This is a genomic window from Bradyrhizobium nivariense (assembly GCF_029846695.2).
Taxonomy (GTDB): Bacteria; Pseudomonadota; Alphaproteobacteria; order Rhizobiales; family Xanthobacteraceae; genus Bradyrhizobium.
The window spans coordinates 1-19,743 of record NZ_JARWCR020000006.1; the positions used below are offsets into that span (position 1 = coordinate 1).

Genomic DNA, 19,743 nt, shown 5'->3' on the forward strand with positions numbered 1-19,743 from the left:
CGGCAGCAGAACGACTGGGGATCGCATGCCCAGACGGACAAGCCGTGGAAGGGCAATCCGGAGAAGGAGCAAAAGTCGGGCGAAGTAAAACCCGACCTCGAGAAGTGGCAGGAGACGAAGACACTTTTTTTTTTGAGGGAGCGGAGAGAAGAATAGAGAGGCTGGGGTCTCGTGGGCTCGGAGATGTGTATAAGAGACAGGGACGACCCTCGCCTGCGCCCACGGCAACGCCGGCTCCGACACCTGCTGCTCCCGCAGCGCGCCCGGCGACGCCTGCTGCCCCAACCGCCACGCCTGCTCCGACAGCAACCCCTGCGCCGACCGCAACGCCGGCTCCGGGCAGCACGCCGGGTACGCCACCGACTGGCCGCCCCGGTGCACCGCCCCCTGGCGGACGTCCTGGCGCGCCTCCGGCTGCAGGCTCACCTGCTCCAGGCGCCACGCCTGCACCGACCGCCACGCCGGCCCCCGGTGGCGCTCCGACGCCGCCGTCCGGACGTCCAGGTTCGGCTCCCGCGCCCGGCGCAACCCCGGCCCCGACAACGACGCCGGCCCCCGGTGGCGCCGTGACACCGCCCCCGGGACGCCAGGGCGGCGCGCCTCCTGCTGGTGCGCCCGCTGCCGGAACTCCGCCGACCCAGCCGCAGGCAGGCGCCCCGCCCCGGCCACCGGCTCCCCCCGCCGGCGCTGCGGCACCGAGCACCGTCCCGGGCTCCGCGGCCGCGACGCCGCCGCCCGACAGGGCGCAATTCGCTCACCCGACCGTCGCTCCCGCGTTCCGGACTGCGCCTACGGTCGCAGCGCCGCTGCCGCCGCCGCCGCGTCCGCCACAGCGCGACCTGACACCGCTCGCGATCGGTGCAGGCGTGGTCGCCGGTGCCGTGATCGGCGCCACCATCGCCGACTACCGCAACCAGCGACGCGAGTCCGTCGAAGGCGGCCGCACCGTCTACACCGAGCCGGACCGCATCATCATCCGCGATCCGGGTGGGCAGACCTACGTCCGCGGCAACGATCTCTATCGCTTCCGCTATGGCGCCCGCGACATCCGCACCGAAACTGTCGGCGCCGATACCCGCACCGTGGTGATCCGTCCCGACGGCAGCGAGATCGTTACTGTTGTCGGTCCGGACGGTCGGCTGCTGCGTCGAATCCGCAGGGACCCCGGCGGGCGCGAGATCATCATCATCGACAACAGCTATCGCGATCCGCAATCGGTCGGGGGGTTCTATGTCGATGCGCCGCCGCCAGTCGTGAACATTCCCTACGATCGCTATATCGTCGACGCCGACGAAGCGTCGCCGGACGTGATCTACCAGACGATGGTGGCGCCGCCGGTGCAACGGATCAACCGTCGCTACACGCTCGACGAGATCCGCTACAGCCCCAATGTTCGCATGCAAATGCCGAGCATCGACCTCAACACGATCAACTTCGAGACGGGATCGTGGACCATCCCACCGGACCAAGCGGCGAAGCTGCAGTCGATCGCCGACGGTCTCAACCGTGCGATTCAGGCCAACCCGCGCGTGGTGTTCCTGATCGAAGGTCACACCGACGCGGTCGGCAACGACGTCGACAATCTGTCATTGTCGGATCGTCGTGCCCAGTCCGCGGCCGAATTGCTGACCCAGCAATTCGGTGTGCCGTCTGAGAACCTGACGTCGCAGGGCTACGGCGAGCAGTACCTGAAGGAGCAGACGCAAGGACCGAGCGCGATCAACCGGCGCGTCACCGTCCGCAACATCACGCCGTTGCTCAACGGCGGCCAGGCCTCGCTGCCGCCGCCCCCGCCCGGCACCGCCCCGCCGCGCTGAGGCGAAGCACAAAATGCAAAATGGCCGGGAGCGATCCCGGCCATTTTTTTGCCTCGTAGCCCGGATGGAGCGAAGCGTAAGCCGGGTTCTATCGGCTTGGTTAGAAAGTCCCGGATTTCGCTTCGCTCCATCCGGGCTACGAGTGCGTCAGTCCTTGTCGTTCTCGAGCCGGAAGATCTGCGAGCCTTCACTGCCCGACAACAGGCCCGTGTCGGTGTACAGCTTCAGCTTGGCACGGGTATCGTTGATGTCGAGATTGCGCATGGTGAGCTGACCGATGCGATCGGCCGGTGTAAACGCCGCGTCCTCGACCTTCTCCATGCTGAGCCGCTCCGGCGCATAGGTGAGGTTGGGGCTCTCGGTGTTGAGGATCGAGTAGTCGTTGCCACGGCGCAGCTCGAGCGATACCTCGCCGGTGACGGCGCGCGCGACCCAGCGCTGCGCGGTCTCGCGCAGCATCAGGGCCTGCGAATCGAACCAGCGGCCCTGATAGAGCAGGCGGCCGAGACGCATGCCGCTGATGCGGTACTGTTCGATGGTGTCCTCGTTGTGGATGCCGGTGACGAGGCGCTCATAGGCGATGTGCAGCAGCGCCATGCCGGGCGCCTCGTAGATGCCGCGGCTCTTGGCCTCGATGATGCGGTTCTCGATCTGGTCGCTCATGCCGAGGCCGTGACGGCCGCCGATGGCGTTGGCTTCGAGGAACAGCGCGACGGGATCGGAGAAGGTCTGGCCGTTCAGCGCGACCGGCTGGCCCTCCTCGAAACGCACCACGACCTTCTCGGCCTTGACGTTGCAGTCGTCGCGCCAGAACGGCACGCCCATGATCGGGTTGACGATCTTGATGCCGCTGTCGAGGCTCTCGAGATCCTTGGCTTCATGCGTGGCGCCAAGCAAATTGCTGTCGGTCGAATACGCCTTCTCGGCGCTCATCTTGTAAGCAAAACCCTGGGCGGTCATGAACGCCGACATCTCGGCGCGGCCGCCGAGCTCGTCGATGAATTGCTGGTCGAGCCAGGGCTTGTAGATGCGCAGGCCGGGATTGGTCAAAAGGCCGTAGCGATAGAACCGCTCGATGTCGTTGCCCTTGAAGGTCGAGCCGTCGCCCCAGATGTTGACGCCGTCTTCCTTCATGGCCGCGACCAGCATCGTACCGGTCACGGCGCGCCCGAGCGGCGTCGTGTTGAAATAGGTGATGCCGCCGGTCGAGATGTGGAAGGCGCCGGACTGGATCGCGGCAATGCCTTCGTGGACGAGCTGCGTGCGGCAATCAACGAGCAGCGCCTTCTCCGCACCGAACTCCATCGCCTTGCGCGGGATCTCGTTGTAGTCGGCTTCATCCGGCTGGCCGAGATTGGCGGTATAGGCGTAGCAGCGCGCGCCCTTCTGCTTCATCCAGAGCAGCGCCGCGCTGGTGTCGAGACCGCCCGAAAAAGCGATGCCGACTTTTTCACCCTTGGGCAGGCTTTTCAGGATCGTGGTCATGGCGCTTCCAATCGGGTCTCAAAGGGCTGATGTGAGGGCGGGTTGACCGCGCGAATATCAAATTTCGCACGCCTCGGCACCCATTTAATGGCTCAGATCGACGGCTCGGTACCCGTCTTGCGGCCGAACAGGCGCTGGCGAAGCCGGTAGGCGGGCCAGTTCAGCCGGGTCAGGGCGGCATCGACCGCCTCGTCCGAAAACCGGGTGCGCGGCCAGCGGTAAATCAGCGCGTAGGCAAACCAGATCACGACGAAGGTGACGAGGCCGGCGATCGAGACATCGGTGAAGAAATGGCCGCCGAAGGCCATCCGCAGCCCTGATGTCACGAGGCCGAACACCACGGCTCCGGCATAAGCGAGCGGCCGCCACGCCGGCGGCGCCAGTGCAGCTGGTGCCAGCGTCCAGAACGCGGTGGCGCCCTCGCCCGAGAAAAACGAGCAGTTGCGCGCGCAGTCGCCGCGCGGATCCCACCACGGCACGAATTGCTGGTCGCCGGCAAACTGCGTCACGACCACCGGGCGCGGCCGGCCCCAATAGGTCTTGAAGGTGAGATTGGTGAGTATGCCGGCCGACATGATGATCGTGACCAGCAGGAAGACGATCGCGCGCCCCGATACCATCAGCGGGCGGTCGGGCCGGAACATCTTGACCACAAGTGCGATCAGCGGAGGCAGCACGAACGCCCAGGCGACCCACATCGCGGCATCGCGCGCGAAGCCGGCCCAATCGTTCAGCTTGAGCGGAAACGTCTTGGTGTCAGGGTCGAAGAACAGCGCGGCGAGCTTGAGATCGAGCTCGGGATAGAGGCCGAAAACGACGCCGATCACGAGCCACAGCGCCAGGGCGATGAAGAGTCCGGTCCGGTTCATGGCGCGCGGTTTAGCCGAGTGGGGCGGGGATGAAAACCCCGGAATCGGCGCGACTCATCGCGCATCCGGCCGCGACTGTGACGGCAGCGGCGGAGGCGGATTGCGCGGGGGCGGCGGATTGCGCCAGGCGCCGGCATTGCGACCGGCGATCAGCCAGTAGACGACACCGGCGACGATGCCGGCACCGGTCATGATCTCCAGGTGACGCCGCACGATCCCTTCGAACTGCAACGTCTCGGAGTGAAAGGGGACGAGGCCGAGATAGCAGGCGAGCCCCACGAGGCCGCCGCCGACGGCATAAGCGAGCGCACTGCGGATATAGAGCGCTTCGGTGATCGCGACGATCACCGCCGCCGGCACCAGCGCAAAACCGGAGACGAAGATGAAGCCGAAACCAAGCAGGATGTCGATCGTGCCCTGATCGACGGGACCGGCGCCAAGATCGGCGAATTCCGGAAACAGCAGCGCGACGACGACGATCATGCCGCCGACGAAACAGGCGGCGAGAAAGCCGATGAAGATGACGATGAGGCGGCCGATCAGGGACATGACGCCAAAACCACCGTCATTGCGAGGAGCTCGCGACAAAATTGCGTAGCAACTTTGCGCTGATGCGACGAAGCAATCCAGACTGCTTCCGCGGTGACATTCTGGATTGCTTCGCTTCGCTCGCAATGGCGAGGAGGCGAGAGCGCTAACATGATCGCTAGTCCGTCATCGCCATGGCGCGCAGCGCCTGGCGTTCCCTGGCGGAGAGCTTTTCGGTCTCCGACTTCAGCTGGCCGCAAGCCGCCAGGATGTCGCGGCCGCGCGGGGTGCGCACCGGCGAGGAATAGCCGGCGTTGAAGATGTATTCGGAGAACTTTTCGATCTGGTCCCAGTCCGAACATTCATAGGCCGTGCCGGGCCAGGGATTGAACGGGATCAGATTGATCTTGGCGTGAATACCCTTGAGCAGCTTCACCAGCAGCTTGGCGTCGTCGAGCGAATCGTTGACGCCCTTGAGCATCACATATTCGAAGGTGATGCGGCGCGCGTTCGATGCGCCGGGATAGTCGCGGCAGGCCTGCAGCAGTTCGGCGATCGGATATTTGCGGTTGAGCGGCACCAGCTCGTTGCGCAGCTCGTCGCGCACCGCATGCAGGGAGATTGCGAGCATCACGCCGATCTCCTCGCCCGCGCGCACGATGTTCGGCACCACGCCCGAGGTCGACAGCGTAATGCGGCGGCGGGAGATGCCGATGCCTTCATTGTCGCCGACGATCAGCAGCGCATCGCGCACCGCGTCGAAATTGTAGAGCGGCTCGCCCATGCCCATCATCACGATGTTGGTGACACGACGCGTGCCGTCCTCGCGATCGGCCCAATCATTCAAACGATCCCGCGCGACCATCACCTGTCCCACGATCTCGCCGGCGGTGAGATTGCGCACTAGGCGCTGCGTGCCGGTGTGGCAGAAGGAGCAGTTCAGCGTGCAGCCGACCTGGGAAGACACACACAGCGTGCCGCGATCGGTTTCGGGGATGTAGACGCACTCGACTTCATGCGCCCGCTCGACATTGTCGCCGCTCGGCAGCCGCAGCAGCCATTTGCGGGTGCCATCGTTGGAGATCTGCTCGGCCACAACTTCGGGCCGGTCGACGGTGAAGCGCTCGGCGAGTGAGCCGCGGATCGTCTTCGAGACCGACGTCATCTCGTCGAAATTCTGGGCGCCGCGGAAATAGATCCAGTGCCACAGCTGCTGCACGCGCATCTTGCGCTGCCCGGGCGCGACGCCGATCTCGCCGAGGCAATCGGCAAGCTCGCTGCGCGACAGGCCGATCAGCGACGGCTTGGCCGGCGGCACATAGGTTTCGAGCGGAGTCTTCTCCAGCAGTGTTGCGTTGTGCGGCTCGGTCGTCGGTTGCATCGGTTGCCTGAGGTTGCTGCTGTCTCGTCATGCCCGGGCTTGTCCCGGGCATCCACGTTCTTTTTCCGCCTGCGGTTACCGCGTGGATGGCCGGAACAGGCCCGGCCATGACGACTGAAATTGTGGAACCGCCTCTATATAGCAACCGGAATTGCCGATTGCGACCTTATCGACCGCAGGCTTAACGCCTGCAATCCTGGGAGATCCGGTCAAGCGCCTGGGCGAGGCCCTTCAGCGAGAAGGTGTCGGTCGTCTCGGTTCCCTTCGACGAGACGCCCTTGACCACGAGATCGGCGGATTTGCGCATGGCCTCCACCATCCGCTCTTCCTCGGCCGCGTTCTTGATCCAGAGGCCGTCGCCCTGCGAGTACATGGCGAAAGCCGCGCCGCCGACCTCGACCGAGGATTCCGAGCCCGGCTTCAGCGCATAGCCAATCATGACCGAGACTTCGTTGTTGACCTTCTCCGCCGGACGGGTGGAGACGAAGGCATAGGCAGGATCGCGGGGCCGATTCGGCGGGTTGGTCTTCGACGACGACGGCTTGGCCAGCGCGAAGCAGACCTTTTTGCCGTTGGGCGTGGCCGAATAGGCACCCCAGGTGCCGAACTGGCCGATCAGGGTTGGCTCGGCGCCGCCCGCAACCGCCGCAGCCGGGGCCATCGGCTTGCTCTCTGGCTTTGCAGCCGTCTTCCCAGTTGTATTGGCCCCAGGCGCAGCCGATTTCGGCGCAGTCTCTTTCGCTGCAGCCTTGGGCGCCGGTTGCGCCGTCTGTGCCCGTGCGGAATTGGTGATTCCACAGGCTGCCACGCCAGTCATCAAAGCTAAAATCAGCACCCGCCACATGCTGGAGTGGTTCCCTCAATATTGTGACTGGAAGATGGCCCGGCCGCGCGTTGTCCCTGCGGCAGGGATAGCCGGGAAACTCCAATTTGGGAAGGCAGTTAGCGAAGGTCGCGATGACTAGGCTTTGGATCGCGCGGCGCGCTGCTCCGACCATTGCGCATCTGTCCAGCGCAACAAATCCTCGGCGCCGGAACTGCGCAAATGGGCGCCACCGTCGATCACCACCATCTCGCCGTTGATGTAGCCGGCACGGTCGGAGACCAGAAAGCTGGCGAGGTCGGCAAGCTCGCTGTGCTCGCCGGTGCGCCCCATCGGGTTGCGCGCGGCCCACCCCTCGTCGCGATCCTCGGGGCGAAGCTGCCCCGATGCGCCGGCGGTCGGGAACGGTCCCGGCGCGATCGCGACGGTGCGGATGCCTTTCGGGCCCCACTCGACCGCAAGACTCTTGGTCATCGCCAGCACCGCCGACTTCGCCATCGCCGAGGGAACGGTGAAGGCGCGGCCGGTGATGGTCGAGGTCGAGAGGATCGAGAGCACGACGCCGCCATGCCTGCCCTCGATCCAGCGCTTGCCGGCGGCAAGCGTGCAATACATCGCGCCATGCAGGGTCGGGGCGAGGATCGCGTCCGCGGCGCGGAATGAGAGATGCTCGCTCTGCGCGATGAAGGTCGCAGCGGCATTGTTGACGATAATATCGAGCGGCGCCTCGCGCCAGATGGCATCCATCATGCTCTCGACGGCGGCGCCGTCGCGGATATCGCAAGCGATGGTTGTAACCTTGCCGCCGGTCTCTTCGCGCAGCTCGCTCGCCGTCGCTTCCAGCCGATCGAGCTTCCGGCCGCAAATCACGAGCTCCGCACCGAGCGCGAGGAAACGGCGCCCCATCGCGGCGCCGAGGCCCGAGCCGCCGCCGGTGACGAGGATGCGCTTGTCCCTAAGCAGACTCGTTTCAAACATCGTTTGAATCCTTCTCCGCGGATTTGGGCGTTGCGAGGATAGGCCAGTGCATGGTCTCTGACAAAGAAACCGGATTGTGGCCCGTGCCTAAATCCGGCAGAAACGGGCAAACTATAATCCCGCTCGAAACGCCCAAGGTGCCGCCATGAAAGCCATCCTCTGCTCGCAATATTGCCAGCCCGACGATCTCGTTCTGGCCGACGTGCCGGATCCGGTGGCCGGTCCCGGCGAAGCGGTGATCGCGATCAAGGCGGCGGCGCTGAACTTCTTCGACATCCTGATGATCCAGGGCAAGTACCAGGTCAAGCCGCCGTTCCCGTTCTCGCCGGCCGCCGAAGTTGCGGGCGTGATCGAGAGCATCGGCCCCGGCGTGACTGACGTGAAGGTCGGCGACCGCGTCGTCGCTTCCTGCGGCCACAACGGCGCGCGCGAAAAGATCGCGCTGCCGGCGGCATCGATCGTGAAGATTCCCGACAATCTCGACTATGACCGCGCGGCCGGCATCATCATCATCTACGGCACCGCGCTGCATGCGCTGGAAGATCGCGCGAGCCCGAAGCCGGGCGAAACGCTCGCGGTGCTCGGTGCCGCCGGCGGCACCGGTCTAGCGGCCTGCGAGCTCGGCAAGCTGATGGGCCTGAAGGTGATCGCCTGCGCCTCGTCGGACGAGAAGCTCGAATTCGCGAAGGCGCATGGCGCCGAGCTGACGCTGAACTACGGCAAGGAAGATTTAAAGGAAGGCTTGCGAAAACTCACCGGCGGCAAGGGCGTCGACATCATCTTCGATCCCGTGGGCGGCGCCTATGCCGAGCAGGCGCTACGCTCGATTGCCTGGGAAGGCCGCTTCCTCGTGATCGGCTTTGCCGCCGGCGACATTCCAAAGATGCCGCTGAACCTCGCACTGCTGAAGGGCTGCGACATCCGTGGCGTGTTCTGGGGCGCATGGACGCGCCTCAACCCGGCCAAGAACCGCGCCAATCTCGAGAAGCTCGTGAAGTGGACAGCGGAAGGAAAGATCTCCTCGCATGTCGATCGCGTCTTCCCGCTGGCACAGACCGCCGACGCGCTGAAGGTGCTCGCGGGACGTCAGGCCATGGGCAAGGTGATCTTGCATCCGTGAGGTGATGCAATGGCGAAGACTCCCTCCGCAAGTCGTCCTGGCGAAAGCCAGGACCCATACCGCGGAATCGGTAGCGTTCGGTCGCAATACCGAACGACGAGTCTTCGCCAAAGGACTTGCTGGGCAATGGGTCCTGGCTTTCGCCAGGACGACATTGGAGCGTGCTATTGCGCCTCCGCTTCTTTCACCCCGCGCTTCCGCATGCAGTCGCCCGGTAGAACGCCCTCAACCATCACCGTCAAAATTGCGGTGCATTCCCCCGCCTCGCCCTAATCAAACCCCAATGTCTCCCGATTCGCGCAAACCGCCGTCGCTTTTTGGGCTGATTCAAACTGCGATTTACCGGCTCCAGTTTGCGGGGAACTTCTGGACAATAACAAAAAGACTAAAGCCGGGATTGCCCCTGCGTTGCGTTAGTTATGGGGAAGCATCACCATGGAGACGACGGCGCACCGTCCGTCCAGGGAATCGAGAGCGTTCGATTCCGATCAAGCTGCATCACATCCGTCCGTCGCGTCCTATATCCGTGCGCGCGCCGCACGGGTCGATCCGTCGTCGGACGATCCAATTCCACTGTTCCTGTCCGATCCGCTCGGTGCGCCGGACCCAGGGGAATATACGCCGCAGGAGTTGCGTCCCCGAGTCAGAATTGTCCCGCGTGTTCTCGCGGCCGTTCTCGCGGCCGTTCTGGTGGCATCCACCCTGGCAATTCTGGCCGCGCTGTTTCAGTCCGACCTTCGCGGCATCTTCGCCGCCGAGGCCGGTGGCTCGGCGGGCTTCGCGCTGGACCAGGCGATGGCGTCGGCCAACGCGCCGGTTGCGCGGCAGGTCCCGATCAAGGATCCGGCCCGCACGATGCCGGCGAGCGCTGACGTGCAGGATCTCCCTGCACCGTCGACGCCGAGCCGCGAAGCGATCGCGAGTGCCTATCAGACCGCGCTGCAAGCCCAACCGCCAGTGCATGCGCCCGCGCCTGTCGCGGCGCAGCCTCCGTCCCCTCCGCCCGCCAGGACGCTCGACGCCGACACGCTGGCCGGGCTGATGGCGCGCGCGAAGAGCCTGTTGACGGTCGGCGATATCGTTGCGGCGCGCCTGCTGCTCGAACGCGCAGCCGATGCACAGGATGCGACGGCCGCCCATCTGCTGGCGCAGACCTATGACCCGGCCGTGCTGGGCACCAGCGACGCGCGGCGCATCGCCGCCGACGCGACCGCCGCACGCGACTGGTATCAAAAGGCCGCGGCACTCGGATCGGCGGAGGCGCAGCAGCGCCTCGCCCAGCTTCAGAACTAGAACACTTCAGGAGACATCATGCGTAACGCTTTGAGAATGGCGCTTGCCGCCATCATGACGATCTGTGCCTTTGCGGCCCGCGCCGAGCAGGCCGAATACGATCCGGCCAAGGTCTCGGACGGCCTGAAGGCCATCTTCCAGTTCGGCTCGACCTCGACCAAGCAGTCGCTGAACGCCAACACCGTCACGCTGATCACCGGCACGATCGGCGGCACCTATGTGCAGTTCGGCGCGGACCTCGCCTCCGTGCTCGACGATGGCAACAAGATCCGCGTGCTGCCGATCGTCGGCCGCGGCTCGGTGCAGAGCGTTGCCGACATCCTGTTCCTGCAAGGCGTCGATCTCGGCATCGTGCGGGCCGATACGCTCGACTATCTCGAACGCAAGGGTTTTGCCAAGGACATCAAGAAGCAGTTCACCTATGTGACCAAGCTCTACAACGAAGAGATGCAGGTGATCGCGCCGAAATCGGTCGCGACATTGAAAGATCTCGAAGGCAAGACGGTGAGCGTGGACCTGCCGAACGGCGGCACCTTCGTCACCGCCCTCACCGTGTTCGAACGGCTCGGGATCAAGGCGAAATTCGTCTATGTTGAGCAGCGCATCGCGATGGAGAAGCTGAAGGCCGGTGAGATCGACGCCGTCATCGTAGTCGGCGGCAAGCCGTACAAGTCGGTCTCGACCTTCGGCAATGACGGTCGCTTTCATCTTGCGAAAGTCGACTATGCCAAGCCGCTCCAGAGCGACTATCTGCCGGCCACGCTGACCGCCAAGGACTATCCAAACCTGATCAAGGACGGCGAGAGCGTGGACACGATCGCGGTGCCTGCGGTGCTCGCGGCCTACAACTGGGCGCCCAATACCGAGCGCTATCGCAAGCTCGCGCTGTTCGTAGACGCGTTCTTCGCGAAATTCCCCGCGCTGCAGAACCCGCCCTTCCATCCCAAGTGGAAGGAGGTCTCGCTCGCAGCGCCCCTGTCGGGCTGGAACAGATTGCCGGTGGCGCAGCAATGGCTCGACCGGCACGGTGTCGAGCCGGTGGCACGCCAGCGCTTCGAGGCGTTTTTGACGCAGAGCCCGACCGCTGCAAAGGTGTCCGACGCAGACAAGGAAACGCTGTTCAGGCAATTCCAGGCGTGGGACGCGGAGAAGGCGCGGGCGCAGGCGGTGCCGGAGAAGAAGTAGCGGGCGTCGTTGCGACCGATGGTGTCGCAAGCACCATCCAAACGCTCACTGTCATCGCCCGGCTTGACCGGGCGATCCAGTAGTCCGAGACGCCAGTGATTGAATCGAGAAGCCGCGGCGTACTGGATTCCCCGCCTTCGCGGGGAATGACGGCAGTGGGTGTGGTTGAACCGCCCGCTACTACGCCGCTTCCGCCTCATCCACGCCGAGCTTCAGCGCGGTGCGGGCGGCTTCGCGGTGCTCATTCGTGATGTGGCTGGCGACCATGCGGATCGCGGTGGCGAGCACGGCGGCGTCGTCGGTGAAGCCGAGGATCGGCATCACGTCGGGAACGAAGTCGAACGGCAGGATGAAATAGGCGATCGCCCCGAGCAGCGAGGCCTGGACATGGCGCGGCGTCTGCCGGTCGAACGCGCAGTAATAGGCGGCGAGCAGGTCCTCCGCGAACGGCAGTTGCGCGGCGACACGCTTCAGCTTGCGCCAGAAGCGGCGGCGCACGCTCTCCCGATCCTCCGCGAGCCGATCGGCCGGCTCGAAACCGACACTGTGTTCGGCAGCCATGTTCGACAAACTCCCCGTTCAGCCAAGGGTGGCGCCAGGGCGGCAGATCGCCGCATCCCGTGCTGATCACAAGATGGGGATGCGGCCGGTCCCTGCAAGACGTCAGCCCGGTGTAAGCTTGGCGATGGCGTTCATCGCCTTGGCCAGCTCGATGTCGAGCGCGGTGACCCCGCCTGCGTCATGGGTCGAAAGCACCACCTCCACCGTCTTGTAGACGTTGCGCCATTCGGGATGGTGATCCATCTTTTCGGCGACCAGCGCGGCGCGCGTCATGAAGCCGAAAGCTTCGTTGAAATCCTTGAAGACAAAGGTTTTCCCGAGGGCGTCGCGGCCCTGGGTTTCGCTCCAGCCCGGTATTGCGCTCAGCGCCTGCTTGCGTGCGTCCGCCGTCAGCCGTTCTGCCATGACCGTCTCCGTCGTTCAGGGGAACTTTACCCTAACACCGGCGGGCGTCCCTGGTTCATACGGGATTTCCGCCATCCGCTAACCATGACGGAGATGTAACCCCGCCGGACAAGAAGTTTGCTACAATTGCAGGTGTAAATCGCCGGCCAAGATGAAGCTGAGCCTCAAGAGCCTGTTCGGGAGAACGATGACCGGGGAATTGGACCTGGCCGAAGCGCCCTCTCCGCCTTCGCCGCGATACGCGGCGCGGAAGACGGCACTCGTGACTCTCGCGCTTGTGCTTGCGATCGTCGGCGCGCTCGTCGGTGGCTATTATTTCGCGATGCGGCCTGTGATGCTGAAGATCGCGGTCGGCCCCGCCAACAGCGATGACGTCAAGGTCGTGCAGGCACTGACCCAGGCCTTCGCGCAGAACAAGAGCTATGTGCGGCTGCGTCCGATCCAGACCGACGGCGCCACCGCCAGCGCCGGTTTGCTCGCAGAGGGCAAGGCCGATCTCGCCATCGTACGCGGCGATCTCGATGTGCCGAAGAACGCGCAAGCCGTTGCGACCCTGCGCAAGAACGTCGTGGTGCTGTGGTCCGTCCCCGGCAAGGGCAAGAAGAAGGGCGCCAAGATCACCAAGGTCGCGCAGCTCGCCGGCCATCGCGTCGGCGTGGTCGGCCGCACCCAGGCCAACGTCAACCTCCTCAAGGTGATTCTCCAGCAATACGGCGTCGATCCCGCCAAGGTCGAGATCGTGCAATTCCCGGCCAATGAAGCCGCCGAGGCGATCCGCACCCAGAAGGTCGACGCCTATCTCGCGGCCGGTCCCGTCAACAGCAAGATCACGTCAGATGCGATCGCCGCTTCCGCCAAGGATTTTGGCACGCCGACCTTCCTCGCGATCGATTCGGCGGATGCGATCGCGCAGAACCATCCGGCCTATGAAGCGTCCGAGATCCCCGCGGGCACCTATGGCGGCTCGCCCGATCGTCCGGACGAAGAGGTGAAGACCATCAGCTTCTCGCACCACATCGTGGCACGCAAAACCGTGTCCGAAACCACCATTGCAGCGTTCACGCGTCAGCTCTTCGCCGTGCGCCAGCAACTGGTGGCGGAATTCCCGCTGGCGGCGAAGATCGAGACACCCGACACCGACAAGGATGCGGTGATTCCGGTGCATCCGGGTGCGGCCGCCTTCGTCGACGGCGAGGAAAAGACCTTCCTCGACAAATACAGCGATTACATCTGGTGGACCCTGATGGCGCTCTCGGCCATGGGCTCGATCGGCGCCTGGTTTGCGGGCTATTTGAAGAAGGACGAGCGCAACACCAACAGCCATCTGCGCGAGCGGCTGCTCGACATGATCACCGCCGCACGGAAGAGCGAGACGACCGAAGAGCTCGACCAGATGCAGACCGAGGCCGACGAGATCCTGCGCGACACGCTGCGTTGTTTCGATCACGGCGCGATCGAGGAAGCCGCGCTCACCGCCTTCAACATCGCGCTCGACCAGTTCCACGCCGCCGTCGCCGACCGCAAGGCGGTGCTGTTCAGCCTGCCGCAGAACCTGCAACGCACGGGTGCAGCGTTCAGGGCCGCCGGCAACGCGTAAGCGCCTGCGCGCGTAATCGCTGCGTCACATTGTCTCAATATAGCGTCGGACTTCACCGTGGCGGCCGCCTGGGCCGTCGCCTCACGCGATATCGAGACGTGCCATGAACATCAAGTTCTCCCGCCGCCGTTTCCTGACAACCAGTGCCGGCGCGCTGGGCGCGGTCGCAGTGCCCTATCTCTCCCGCGCGGCCGACCGGCCGGCCGTGACCCATGGCGTGCAGTCGGGCGACGTCACCGTCGACGGTGGCGTGGTCTGGGCGCGCACCGACCGGCCTGCGCAGATGCTGGTCGAAGTGGCGACGACGGAATCGTTCAGGGATGCCCGGGCGCTGCCGCCGATCGCGGCGCTGCCCGAGAGCGACTTCACCGCAAAGATGCTGATCGAAAACCTGCCGGGCGGACAGGACATCTTTTATCGCGTCCGCTTCCGCGATCTTTCGCACACCGCGGTGGAGGGCGAGCCGGTGACCGGCCGCTTCCGCACCGCGCCGGCCGACCGCCGCGACGTCAGCTTCGTCTGGGGCGGCGACGTCGCCGGCCAGGGCTGGGGCATCAATCCCGACGACGGCGGCATGTTCACCTTCTCGGCGATGCGCAAGCACCGTCCGGATTTCTTCCTGCACTCCGGCGACACCATCTATGCCGACGGTCCGATCGCATCGGAGGTGAAGCTCGCCGACGGCAAGATCTGGAAGAACGTCACGATCCCCGAGAAGGCCAAGGTCGCCGAGACGCTGGACGAGTACCGGGCCGCGCACAAATACAATTTCACCGACGACAATGTCCGCGCCTTCAATGCCGACGTGCCGATCTTCGTGCAGTGGGACGACCATGAGGTGACCAACAACTGGTCGCTGTCGAAGGAGCTGCCGGCGACCTACAAGGAGCGCGACATCACGCTGCTTGCGGCCCGCGCAGGCCGTGCCTTCCACGAGATGCATCCGATGCGCGAGAGCATCGTTGAGCCCGGCCGCGTCTATCGCCAGATCTCCTACGGCCCGCATCTCGAATTGTTCGTGCTCGACGAGCGCAGCTATCGCGGCCCGAACGGCCCCAATCTCGAAACCACTTACGGCCCGGCCAGCTACTTCCTCGGCCCGGACCAGATGGCCTGGCTCAAGCGCGGCCTTTTGAATTCGCGCGCGACCTGGAAGGTGATCGCCTCCGACATGCCGCTCAGCCTCGTCGTGTCCGACACGCCGAAGGGCGGCTCGGAAGCGTTCGCGCAAGGCGACGGCCCGGTGCGCGGCCGCGAGTTCGAGATCGCCGACATCCTGCGCTTCATCAAGATGGCGCCGATCAAGAACACCGTGTGGCTGACCGCGGACGTGCACTACGCCGCCGCGCATTATTACGATCCGAACAAGGCGCAATTCCAGGAGTTCGAGCCGTTCTGGGAATTCGTCTCGGGGCCACTGCACGCCGGCACGTTCGGTCCGAACGCGCTCGACAACACGTTTGGGCCGGAGGTGCGCTTCGTCAAGGCGCCGGGCAAGGACGACCAGAACCTGCCGCCGTCCGCCGGCATGCAATTCTTCGGTCACGTCAAGATCGACGGCGCCTCCGGCCAGATGACGGTGACCTTGCGCGACCGCGCCGATGTCGCGCTGTGGTCGACCACGCTTGATCCCAGGCTGGCCTGATCGGCTTCAGGCGCCGCGCGACCGTAGCGCGGCCTCCAGCGCCTCGCTCGAGCATGGCTTTTGCAAACGCGGCCGTTTGACGAAATCGGAAGCGATCCGTGCCTCGGCGCCATAACCGGTGACGAAGACGAAGGGAATTTTCAGGGCCGCCAGCCGCTCGGCGACCGCAATGCTCTTCTCCCGCCTCAGCTCGACGTCGAGCAGCGCAAAATCAGGGGCCCGCGCCGCGATCGCAGCCAGCGCCTGCGCCACCGACCCCACCGTGCGCACGCTCTTCACGCCAAATCCGAGCAGGCGATCCTCGAAGTCGATCGCGATGATCGGATCGTCCTCGACGATCAGGACATCGGCAGGGCAATCGGAGCCGTCGGGTAAAGCGGGGGCCATAATCTCGTTTTGAAGCATGAGGGGCTTTCTGATCAGGACAGCCGCGACGCGGTGCCTGCACCCAGCGCGGCGGGTTCCCGGAACGAAACCCACCACATCGCAGTTCTCCAGTCTGTCCACTTGTGCACACAGGGGTCTTGGCGGAACTCGCTAATGTGGGAGGCGGATGAGGAGTTCACGATGGACGCGCGCACCCGCAACGCCACCGAGATCGACAGCCGGCCGACCAACAATCTGCTGCGGCGCTTGAGCCAGGCCGACTACGCCCTGCTTGCACCACACGTCATGGTCGAAAACGCAGCGGCGAATGAACTGCTCTACAACCCCGGCGACGACGTCCAAATCGTCCATTTTCCATGCGGGCCGGCGCTTGCGACCTTCCTGGTTCCCAATGAGGACGGCCGCGATGTCGAGACCATCCTGGTCGGCCGCGAAGGCGCGGTGGGCGGCATCGTCAGCGAGGGCTATCTGCCGGCCTATACCCGAATCTGCGTGAAATTCGGCGGGCCGTTTGCGCGGATTCACGTCGGCAAACTGGAGGCCGCCAAGCAGCGTTCGGTCTCGTTTCGGCACATCTTCGCCCGCTACGCCGATTGCATGCTGGCGCAGGTCTTCCAGTCCACCGCCTGCAACGCCATTCACTCGATCGAGCAGCGCACGGCCAAATGGATGCTGGCGGCGATGGAGCGCACCGGCGACGCGAGCAGCGTGCCGCTGACGCACGAACAACTCGCGACGCTGCTCGGCGTCGGCCGCAGCTATGCCAGCCGCGTGCTCCAGTCGTTCAAGGCGGAAGGCGTGCTCGACACACGGCGCGGATCGATCCTGGTCCGCAACCGCGATGGCCTGCGCCTGCGCGCCTGCCTGTGCAACGAGGCCGTGAAGATGCACTTCGAGGAGGTGCTGCGCGGGGTCTATCCGACCGAGGAGCGCGAAGCCGGGTAGCCGCCCGCCTCGCTCTTCCGGCGTGGAGAGGTGCGGGAGCGCACTATCCCGCGTGGCCTGGACCTGCGCTAATATCCCCGCATGAGCGGGGCTTTCCTTCACACTCTCTTCGACATCGCAGCGTGGCTGGCGGCGGCAGTCGCGGTCTACTGGCTGTCGCGACAGGATTTGCGGTTTCCGGCGCAATCCTTCGAGTTGCCCTACATCGCCGCGCTGGTGTTCGGTGCGGGCCTCGGCGCTTATTTGTTCGGCTCCGCCAATCTGTGGCTGTCGGGCCAGAGCGGCATTGCGCGCTCGGTCGAAGGTGCGCTCGCCGGCGGCATCGTGGCGATCGAGCTCTACAAATGGTCCGCAGGGATCACTGTACGAACCGGCGCGCGGTTCGCGCTGCCGCTGGCGTTGGGCATCGCGGTCGGCCGGCTCGGCTGCTATTTCGCGGGCCTTGACGATTTCACCTACGGCACGCCGACGGCGTTGCCCTTCGGCCATGATTTCGGCGACGGCGTAACTCGCCATCCCGTGCAGCTCTACGAGAGCGCCGCGATGGGCGCATTTGCGCTGCTCTATGTGCTGGCGATCTTGAACCGGAGCGCGTTTGTGATCACCAATGGTTTCTACCTCGTCCTCGTCTATTATGGAGCACAGCGCTTCCTGTGGGAATTCCTCAAGCCCTATGGCACGCTGATCGGCCCCTTCACGCTGTTTCACCTGCTGTCGCTGACCATCCTGCTCTACGCCGCTGTCATGCTGGCGACGGCGCCCAAAGCGAGACCCATGCATGAACGCGCCGCTGCGTAAGTCGCGCCCCTATATCTTCTGGGGCCAGACCCAGTCTCTGTGCGAGACCTGCCTGAAGCTGGTGCCGGCCAAGATCCAGATCCTCGACAACGAGGTCTGGTACGAGAAGCGCTGCAAGGAGCATGGCGTGCAGTCGACGCTGGTGTCGACGGACGCAGCCTATTGGCGCCTGTGCAAGGATTTCATCAAGCCCGGCGACCGGCCGCTCGCCTTTCAACGGCATACCGAATTCGGCTGCCCCTACGATTGCGGCCTGTGCCCCGACCACGAGCAGCATTCCTGCCTGGCGCTGATCGAGATCACCGAGCATTGCAATCTGACCTGCCCGGTGTGCTTTGCCGATTCCTCGCCGGCGCGGACCAGCTTCACGCCGCTGGCCAAGATCGAGCGAATGCTGGACGCGCTGGTCGCCAGCGAAGGCGAGCCTGACCTGGTGCAGATCTCCGGCGGCGAGCCGACGCTGCATCCGGATTTCTTCGCGATCCTCGATGCGGTGCGCGCCCGCCCGATCCGCCATGTCATGATCAATACCAACGGCCTGCGTATCGCCCGCGAAAAGGATTTCGTGGCGCGGCTCGCCGAGAACAAGCGCGGGCTCGAGGTCTATCTCCAGTTCGACTCGCTCGAACGCGACGCGTTGATCAACCTGCGCGGGGCGGATCTGCGAAAGATCCGCCAGCAGGCGCTGGAGAATCTCGAGCATTACGGCTTGTCGACCACGCTGGTGGCGACCATCAAGCGCGGCGTCAACGATGCCGAGATCGGCGACATCGTCCGCCATGCCCTGAGCTGGAAGTGCGTTCGCGGCGTCACGCTTCAGCCGGTGCAGGACGCCGGTCGCAACGAGAATTTCGACAAGAACACCGACCGCATCATGCTGTCGGAGATCCGGAAACGCGTGGTCGAAACCGGCGTGTTCGGCGACAACGACATGATCCCGCTGCCCTGCAACCCCGAAAGCATCTCGATCGGTTACGGCCTGCGCAATGGCGAGAAGGTGCTGCCGCTGACCTCGCTGATCCCGCAGGAGCAACTGGTCGCATTGATGCCCAACACGATCAGCCCGGAGAAGCATCCGGTACTGCGGGAAAAATTCGTCGATCTGTTTTCGCTGTCATCGGGGCCGCTGAACACCAGCGAGCGCGTCTGCGAATTGCTGTGCTGCCTGCCGAGCTTCGAGGTACCGCACGGCCTCACTTACGAGAACGTGTTCCGCGTCACCATCGTGCAGTTTCTCGATCGCTTCAATTTCTGCGTCGGCAACGTCAAGCGCAGCTGCATCCATTTCGTCACCGAGAGCGGCGCAATCATCCCGTTCGACACCTACAATTTGTTCTACCGGAACGGGAAGATCGACGGTATTCGCGCCGAACTCGCAATGCAGGCTGTGCCGGAAGGAGTGTTGGAGGGATGACCAGCACTGATAACCCGCCACCCCCTCCCTCGCTTTCGCTGCCGCCGCCGAACCAGCGCGGCGGCTGCCTGACCGCCCTCATGGCGGGCTTCGGCATCATCATGCTGCTGCCGGGTCTCTGTGCCCTGCTCTTTGGCGGAACTTCGATATCCGCCAGCGGCCGGATCGATTCCGACATCGCGCCGCTGGTCTTCCTGGGCCTGGTCGTGGGGATGGGCGGGGTTGCCCTGATCTGGGCGGCGATCAGGGGTCGACGCGCCTGAGCCCGGCTTTTCCGCCTAACCCCCGGGAATTCCCGGACAAAATTCAATCAACCAAGGGCCAAAGAACACATTGTTTTTTGGCCGTTTTTGCATATATTGCGCCGCAACGCGTAGGGAGCCTGGTCGATATGCCGGGCGTCCCTTTTTGGGCGGAAAGCGCCCCGTTTCCGATCTTCCAGCGTTGTTTCGAGAAGAGGTCCCGGTCTGACCGGCGAGATCGCGCTTAACCCATTGTCTGACTGCAAAGAA

General features: G+C 64.6%; 19 protein-coding genes. 10 read left to right on the forward strand and 9 right to left on the reverse strand.

Annotated elements, in window-relative coordinates:
* Positions 1 to 566 precede the first annotated feature (566 nt).
* Positions 567 to 1,817, forward strand: coding sequence for an OmpA family protein (locus tag QCM77_RS07100; protein ID WP_347882357.1), 1,251 nt, complete (start codon positions 567 to 569; stop codon positions 1,815 to 1,817).
* A 147-nt stretch (positions 1,818 to 1,964) separates the two neighbouring features.
* Here QCM77_RS07100 and argG read toward each other — a convergent pair whose 3' ends face one another.
* The 6 genes from argG to QCM77_RS07130 form a co-directional block, all read right to left on the reverse strand.
* Entirely contained in the window at positions 1,965 to 3,302 is a 1,338-nt protein-coding gene (gene argG, locus QCM77_RS07105; protein ID WP_279667759.1) for an argininosuccinate synthase, read from the reverse strand.
* Between the two features lie 92 nt (positions 3,303 to 3,394).
* Positions 3,395 to 4,171 carry a phosphatase PAP2 family protein gene (locus QCM77_RS07110; RefSeq protein ID WP_279682588.1) on the reverse strand — a complete coding sequence of 259 codons (777 nt, stop codon included), beginning with the start codon at positions 4,169 to 4,171 and terminating at the stop codon, positions 3,395 to 3,397.
* A 54-nt stretch (positions 4,172 to 4,225) separates the two neighbouring features.
* Positions 4,226 to 4,720: a hypothetical protein gene (locus QCM77_RS07115; protein ID WP_279682589.1), complete on the reverse strand. Its 495-nt coding sequence runs from the start codon at positions 4,718 to 4,720 to the stop codon at positions 4,226 to 4,228.
* 157 nt (positions 4,721 to 4,877) lie between these two features.
* On the reverse strand, positions 4,878 to 6,080 hold the full coding sequence (rlmN, locus tag QCM77_RS07120; RefSeq protein WP_279682591.1) for a dual-specificity RNA methyltransferase RlmN: 1,203 nt from the start codon (positions 6,078 to 6,080) through the stop codon (positions 4,878 to 4,880).
* A 181-nt stretch (positions 6,081 to 6,261) separates the two neighbouring features.
* Positions 6,262 to 6,924 (reverse strand): invasion associated locus B family protein, encoded by a 663-nt coding sequence (locus QCM77_RS07125; protein WP_279682593.1) that lies wholly within the window; start codon positions 6,922 to 6,924, stop codon positions 6,262 to 6,264.
* A gap of 117 nt (positions 6,925 to 7,041) precedes the next feature.
* Positions 7,042 to 7,881 (reverse strand): SDR family oxidoreductase, encoded by an 840-nt coding sequence (locus tag QCM77_RS07130; RefSeq protein WP_279682595.1) that lies wholly within the window; start codon positions 7,879 to 7,881, stop codon positions 7,042 to 7,044.
* Positions 7,882 to 8,026: 145 nt separating this feature from the next.
* Between QCM77_RS07130 and QCM77_RS07135 the strand changes: the two genes are divergently transcribed.
* The 3 genes from QCM77_RS07135 (at position 8,027) to QCM77_RS07145 (ending at position 11,479) form a co-directional block, all read left to right on the forward strand.
* Positions 8,027 to 9,001: an NADPH:quinone oxidoreductase family protein gene (locus QCM77_RS07135; protein ID WP_279682596.1), complete on the forward strand. Its 975-nt coding sequence runs from the start codon at positions 8,027 to 8,029 to the stop codon at positions 8,999 to 9,001.
* 435 nt (positions 9,002 to 9,436) lie between these two features.
* Positions 9,437 to 10,294 carry a hypothetical protein gene (locus QCM77_RS07140; RefSeq protein ID WP_279682597.1) on the forward strand — a complete coding sequence of 286 codons (858 nt, stop codon included), beginning with the start codon at positions 9,437 to 9,439 and terminating at the stop codon, positions 10,292 to 10,294.
* An 18-nt stretch (positions 10,295 to 10,312) separates the two neighbouring features.
* On the forward strand, positions 10,313 to 11,479 hold the full coding sequence (locus QCM77_RS07145) for a TAXI family TRAP transporter solute-binding subunit (RefSeq protein ID WP_279667750.1): 1,167 nt from the start codon (positions 10,313 to 10,315) through the stop codon (positions 11,477 to 11,479).
* A 180-nt stretch (positions 11,480 to 11,659) separates the two neighbouring features.
* Here QCM77_RS07145 and QCM77_RS07150 read toward each other — a convergent pair whose 3' ends face one another.
* Both QCM77_RS07150 and QCM77_RS07155 read right to left on the reverse strand, forming a co-directional pair.
* Positions 11,660 to 12,040 (reverse strand): YkvA family protein, encoded by a 381-nt coding sequence (locus QCM77_RS07150; protein WP_279682599.1) that lies wholly within the window; start codon positions 12,038 to 12,040, stop codon positions 11,660 to 11,662.
* A 102-nt stretch (positions 12,041 to 12,142) separates the two neighbouring features.
* Entirely contained in the window at positions 12,143 to 12,445 is a 303-nt protein-coding gene (locus QCM77_RS07155) for a 4a-hydroxytetrahydrobiopterin dehydratase (RefSeq protein ID WP_279667748.1), read from the reverse strand.
* 151 nt (positions 12,446 to 12,596) lie between these two features.
* On the opposite strand from QCM77_RS07155, the gene QCM77_RS07160 reads away from it, so the two are divergent.
* Both QCM77_RS07160 and QCM77_RS07165 read left to right on the forward strand, forming a co-directional pair.
* Positions 12,597 to 14,042, forward strand: coding sequence for a TAXI family TRAP transporter solute-binding subunit (locus QCM77_RS07160; RefSeq protein WP_279682600.1), 1,446 nt, complete (start codon positions 12,597 to 12,599; stop codon positions 14,040 to 14,042).
* Between the two features lie 103 nt (positions 14,043 to 14,145).
* Complete coding sequence (locus QCM77_RS07165) at positions 14,146 to 15,687, forward strand: alkaline phosphatase D family protein (RefSeq protein ID WP_279682601.1); 1,542 nt, start codon at positions 14,146 to 14,148, stop codon at positions 15,685 to 15,687.
* A 6-nt stretch (positions 15,688 to 15,693) separates the two neighbouring features.
* On the opposite strand, the gene QCM77_RS07170 is transcribed toward QCM77_RS07165, so the two are convergent.
* Positions 15,694 to 16,092 carry a response regulator gene (locus tag QCM77_RS07170; protein WP_279682602.1) on the reverse strand — a complete coding sequence of 133 codons (399 nt, stop codon included), beginning with the start codon at positions 16,090 to 16,092 and terminating at the stop codon, positions 15,694 to 15,696.
* Between the two features lie 162 nt (positions 16,093 to 16,254).
* On the opposite strand from QCM77_RS07170, the gene QCM77_RS07175 reads away from it, so the two are divergent.
* The 4 genes from QCM77_RS07175 to QCM77_RS07190 all read left to right on the forward strand — a co-directional run bounded on the left by QCM77_RS07175 (position 16,255) and on the right by QCM77_RS07190 (position 19,494).
* Positions 16,255 to 17,019 carry a Crp/Fnr family transcriptional regulator gene (locus tag QCM77_RS07175; RefSeq protein WP_279682604.1) on the forward strand — a complete coding sequence of 255 codons (765 nt, stop codon included), beginning with the start codon at positions 16,255 to 16,257 and terminating at the stop codon, positions 17,017 to 17,019.
* A gap of 81 nt (positions 17,020 to 17,100) precedes the next feature.
* Entirely contained in the window at positions 17,101 to 17,817 is a 717-nt protein-coding gene (locus QCM77_RS07180; RefSeq protein ID WP_279682605.1) for a prolipoprotein diacylglyceryl transferase family protein, read from the forward strand.
* Positions 17,798 to 19,231, forward strand: a complete 1,434-nt coding sequence (locus QCM77_RS07185; RefSeq protein WP_279682606.1) for a radical SAM protein — start codon at positions 17,798 to 17,800, stop codon at positions 19,229 to 19,231. The genes QCM77_RS07180 and QCM77_RS07185 overlap by 20 nt, the downstream gene beginning before the upstream one ends.
* The gene (locus QCM77_RS07190; protein ID WP_279682607.1) at positions 19,228 to 19,494 is read left to right on the forward strand and encodes a hypothetical protein; all 267 of its coding nucleotides are present in this window, start codon (positions 19,228 to 19,230) and stop codon (positions 19,492 to 19,494) included. Before QCM77_RS07185 ends, QCM77_RS07190 begins: the two co-directional genes overlap by 4 nt.
* The last annotated feature ends 249 nt before the right edge of the window (positions 19,495 to 19,743 follow it).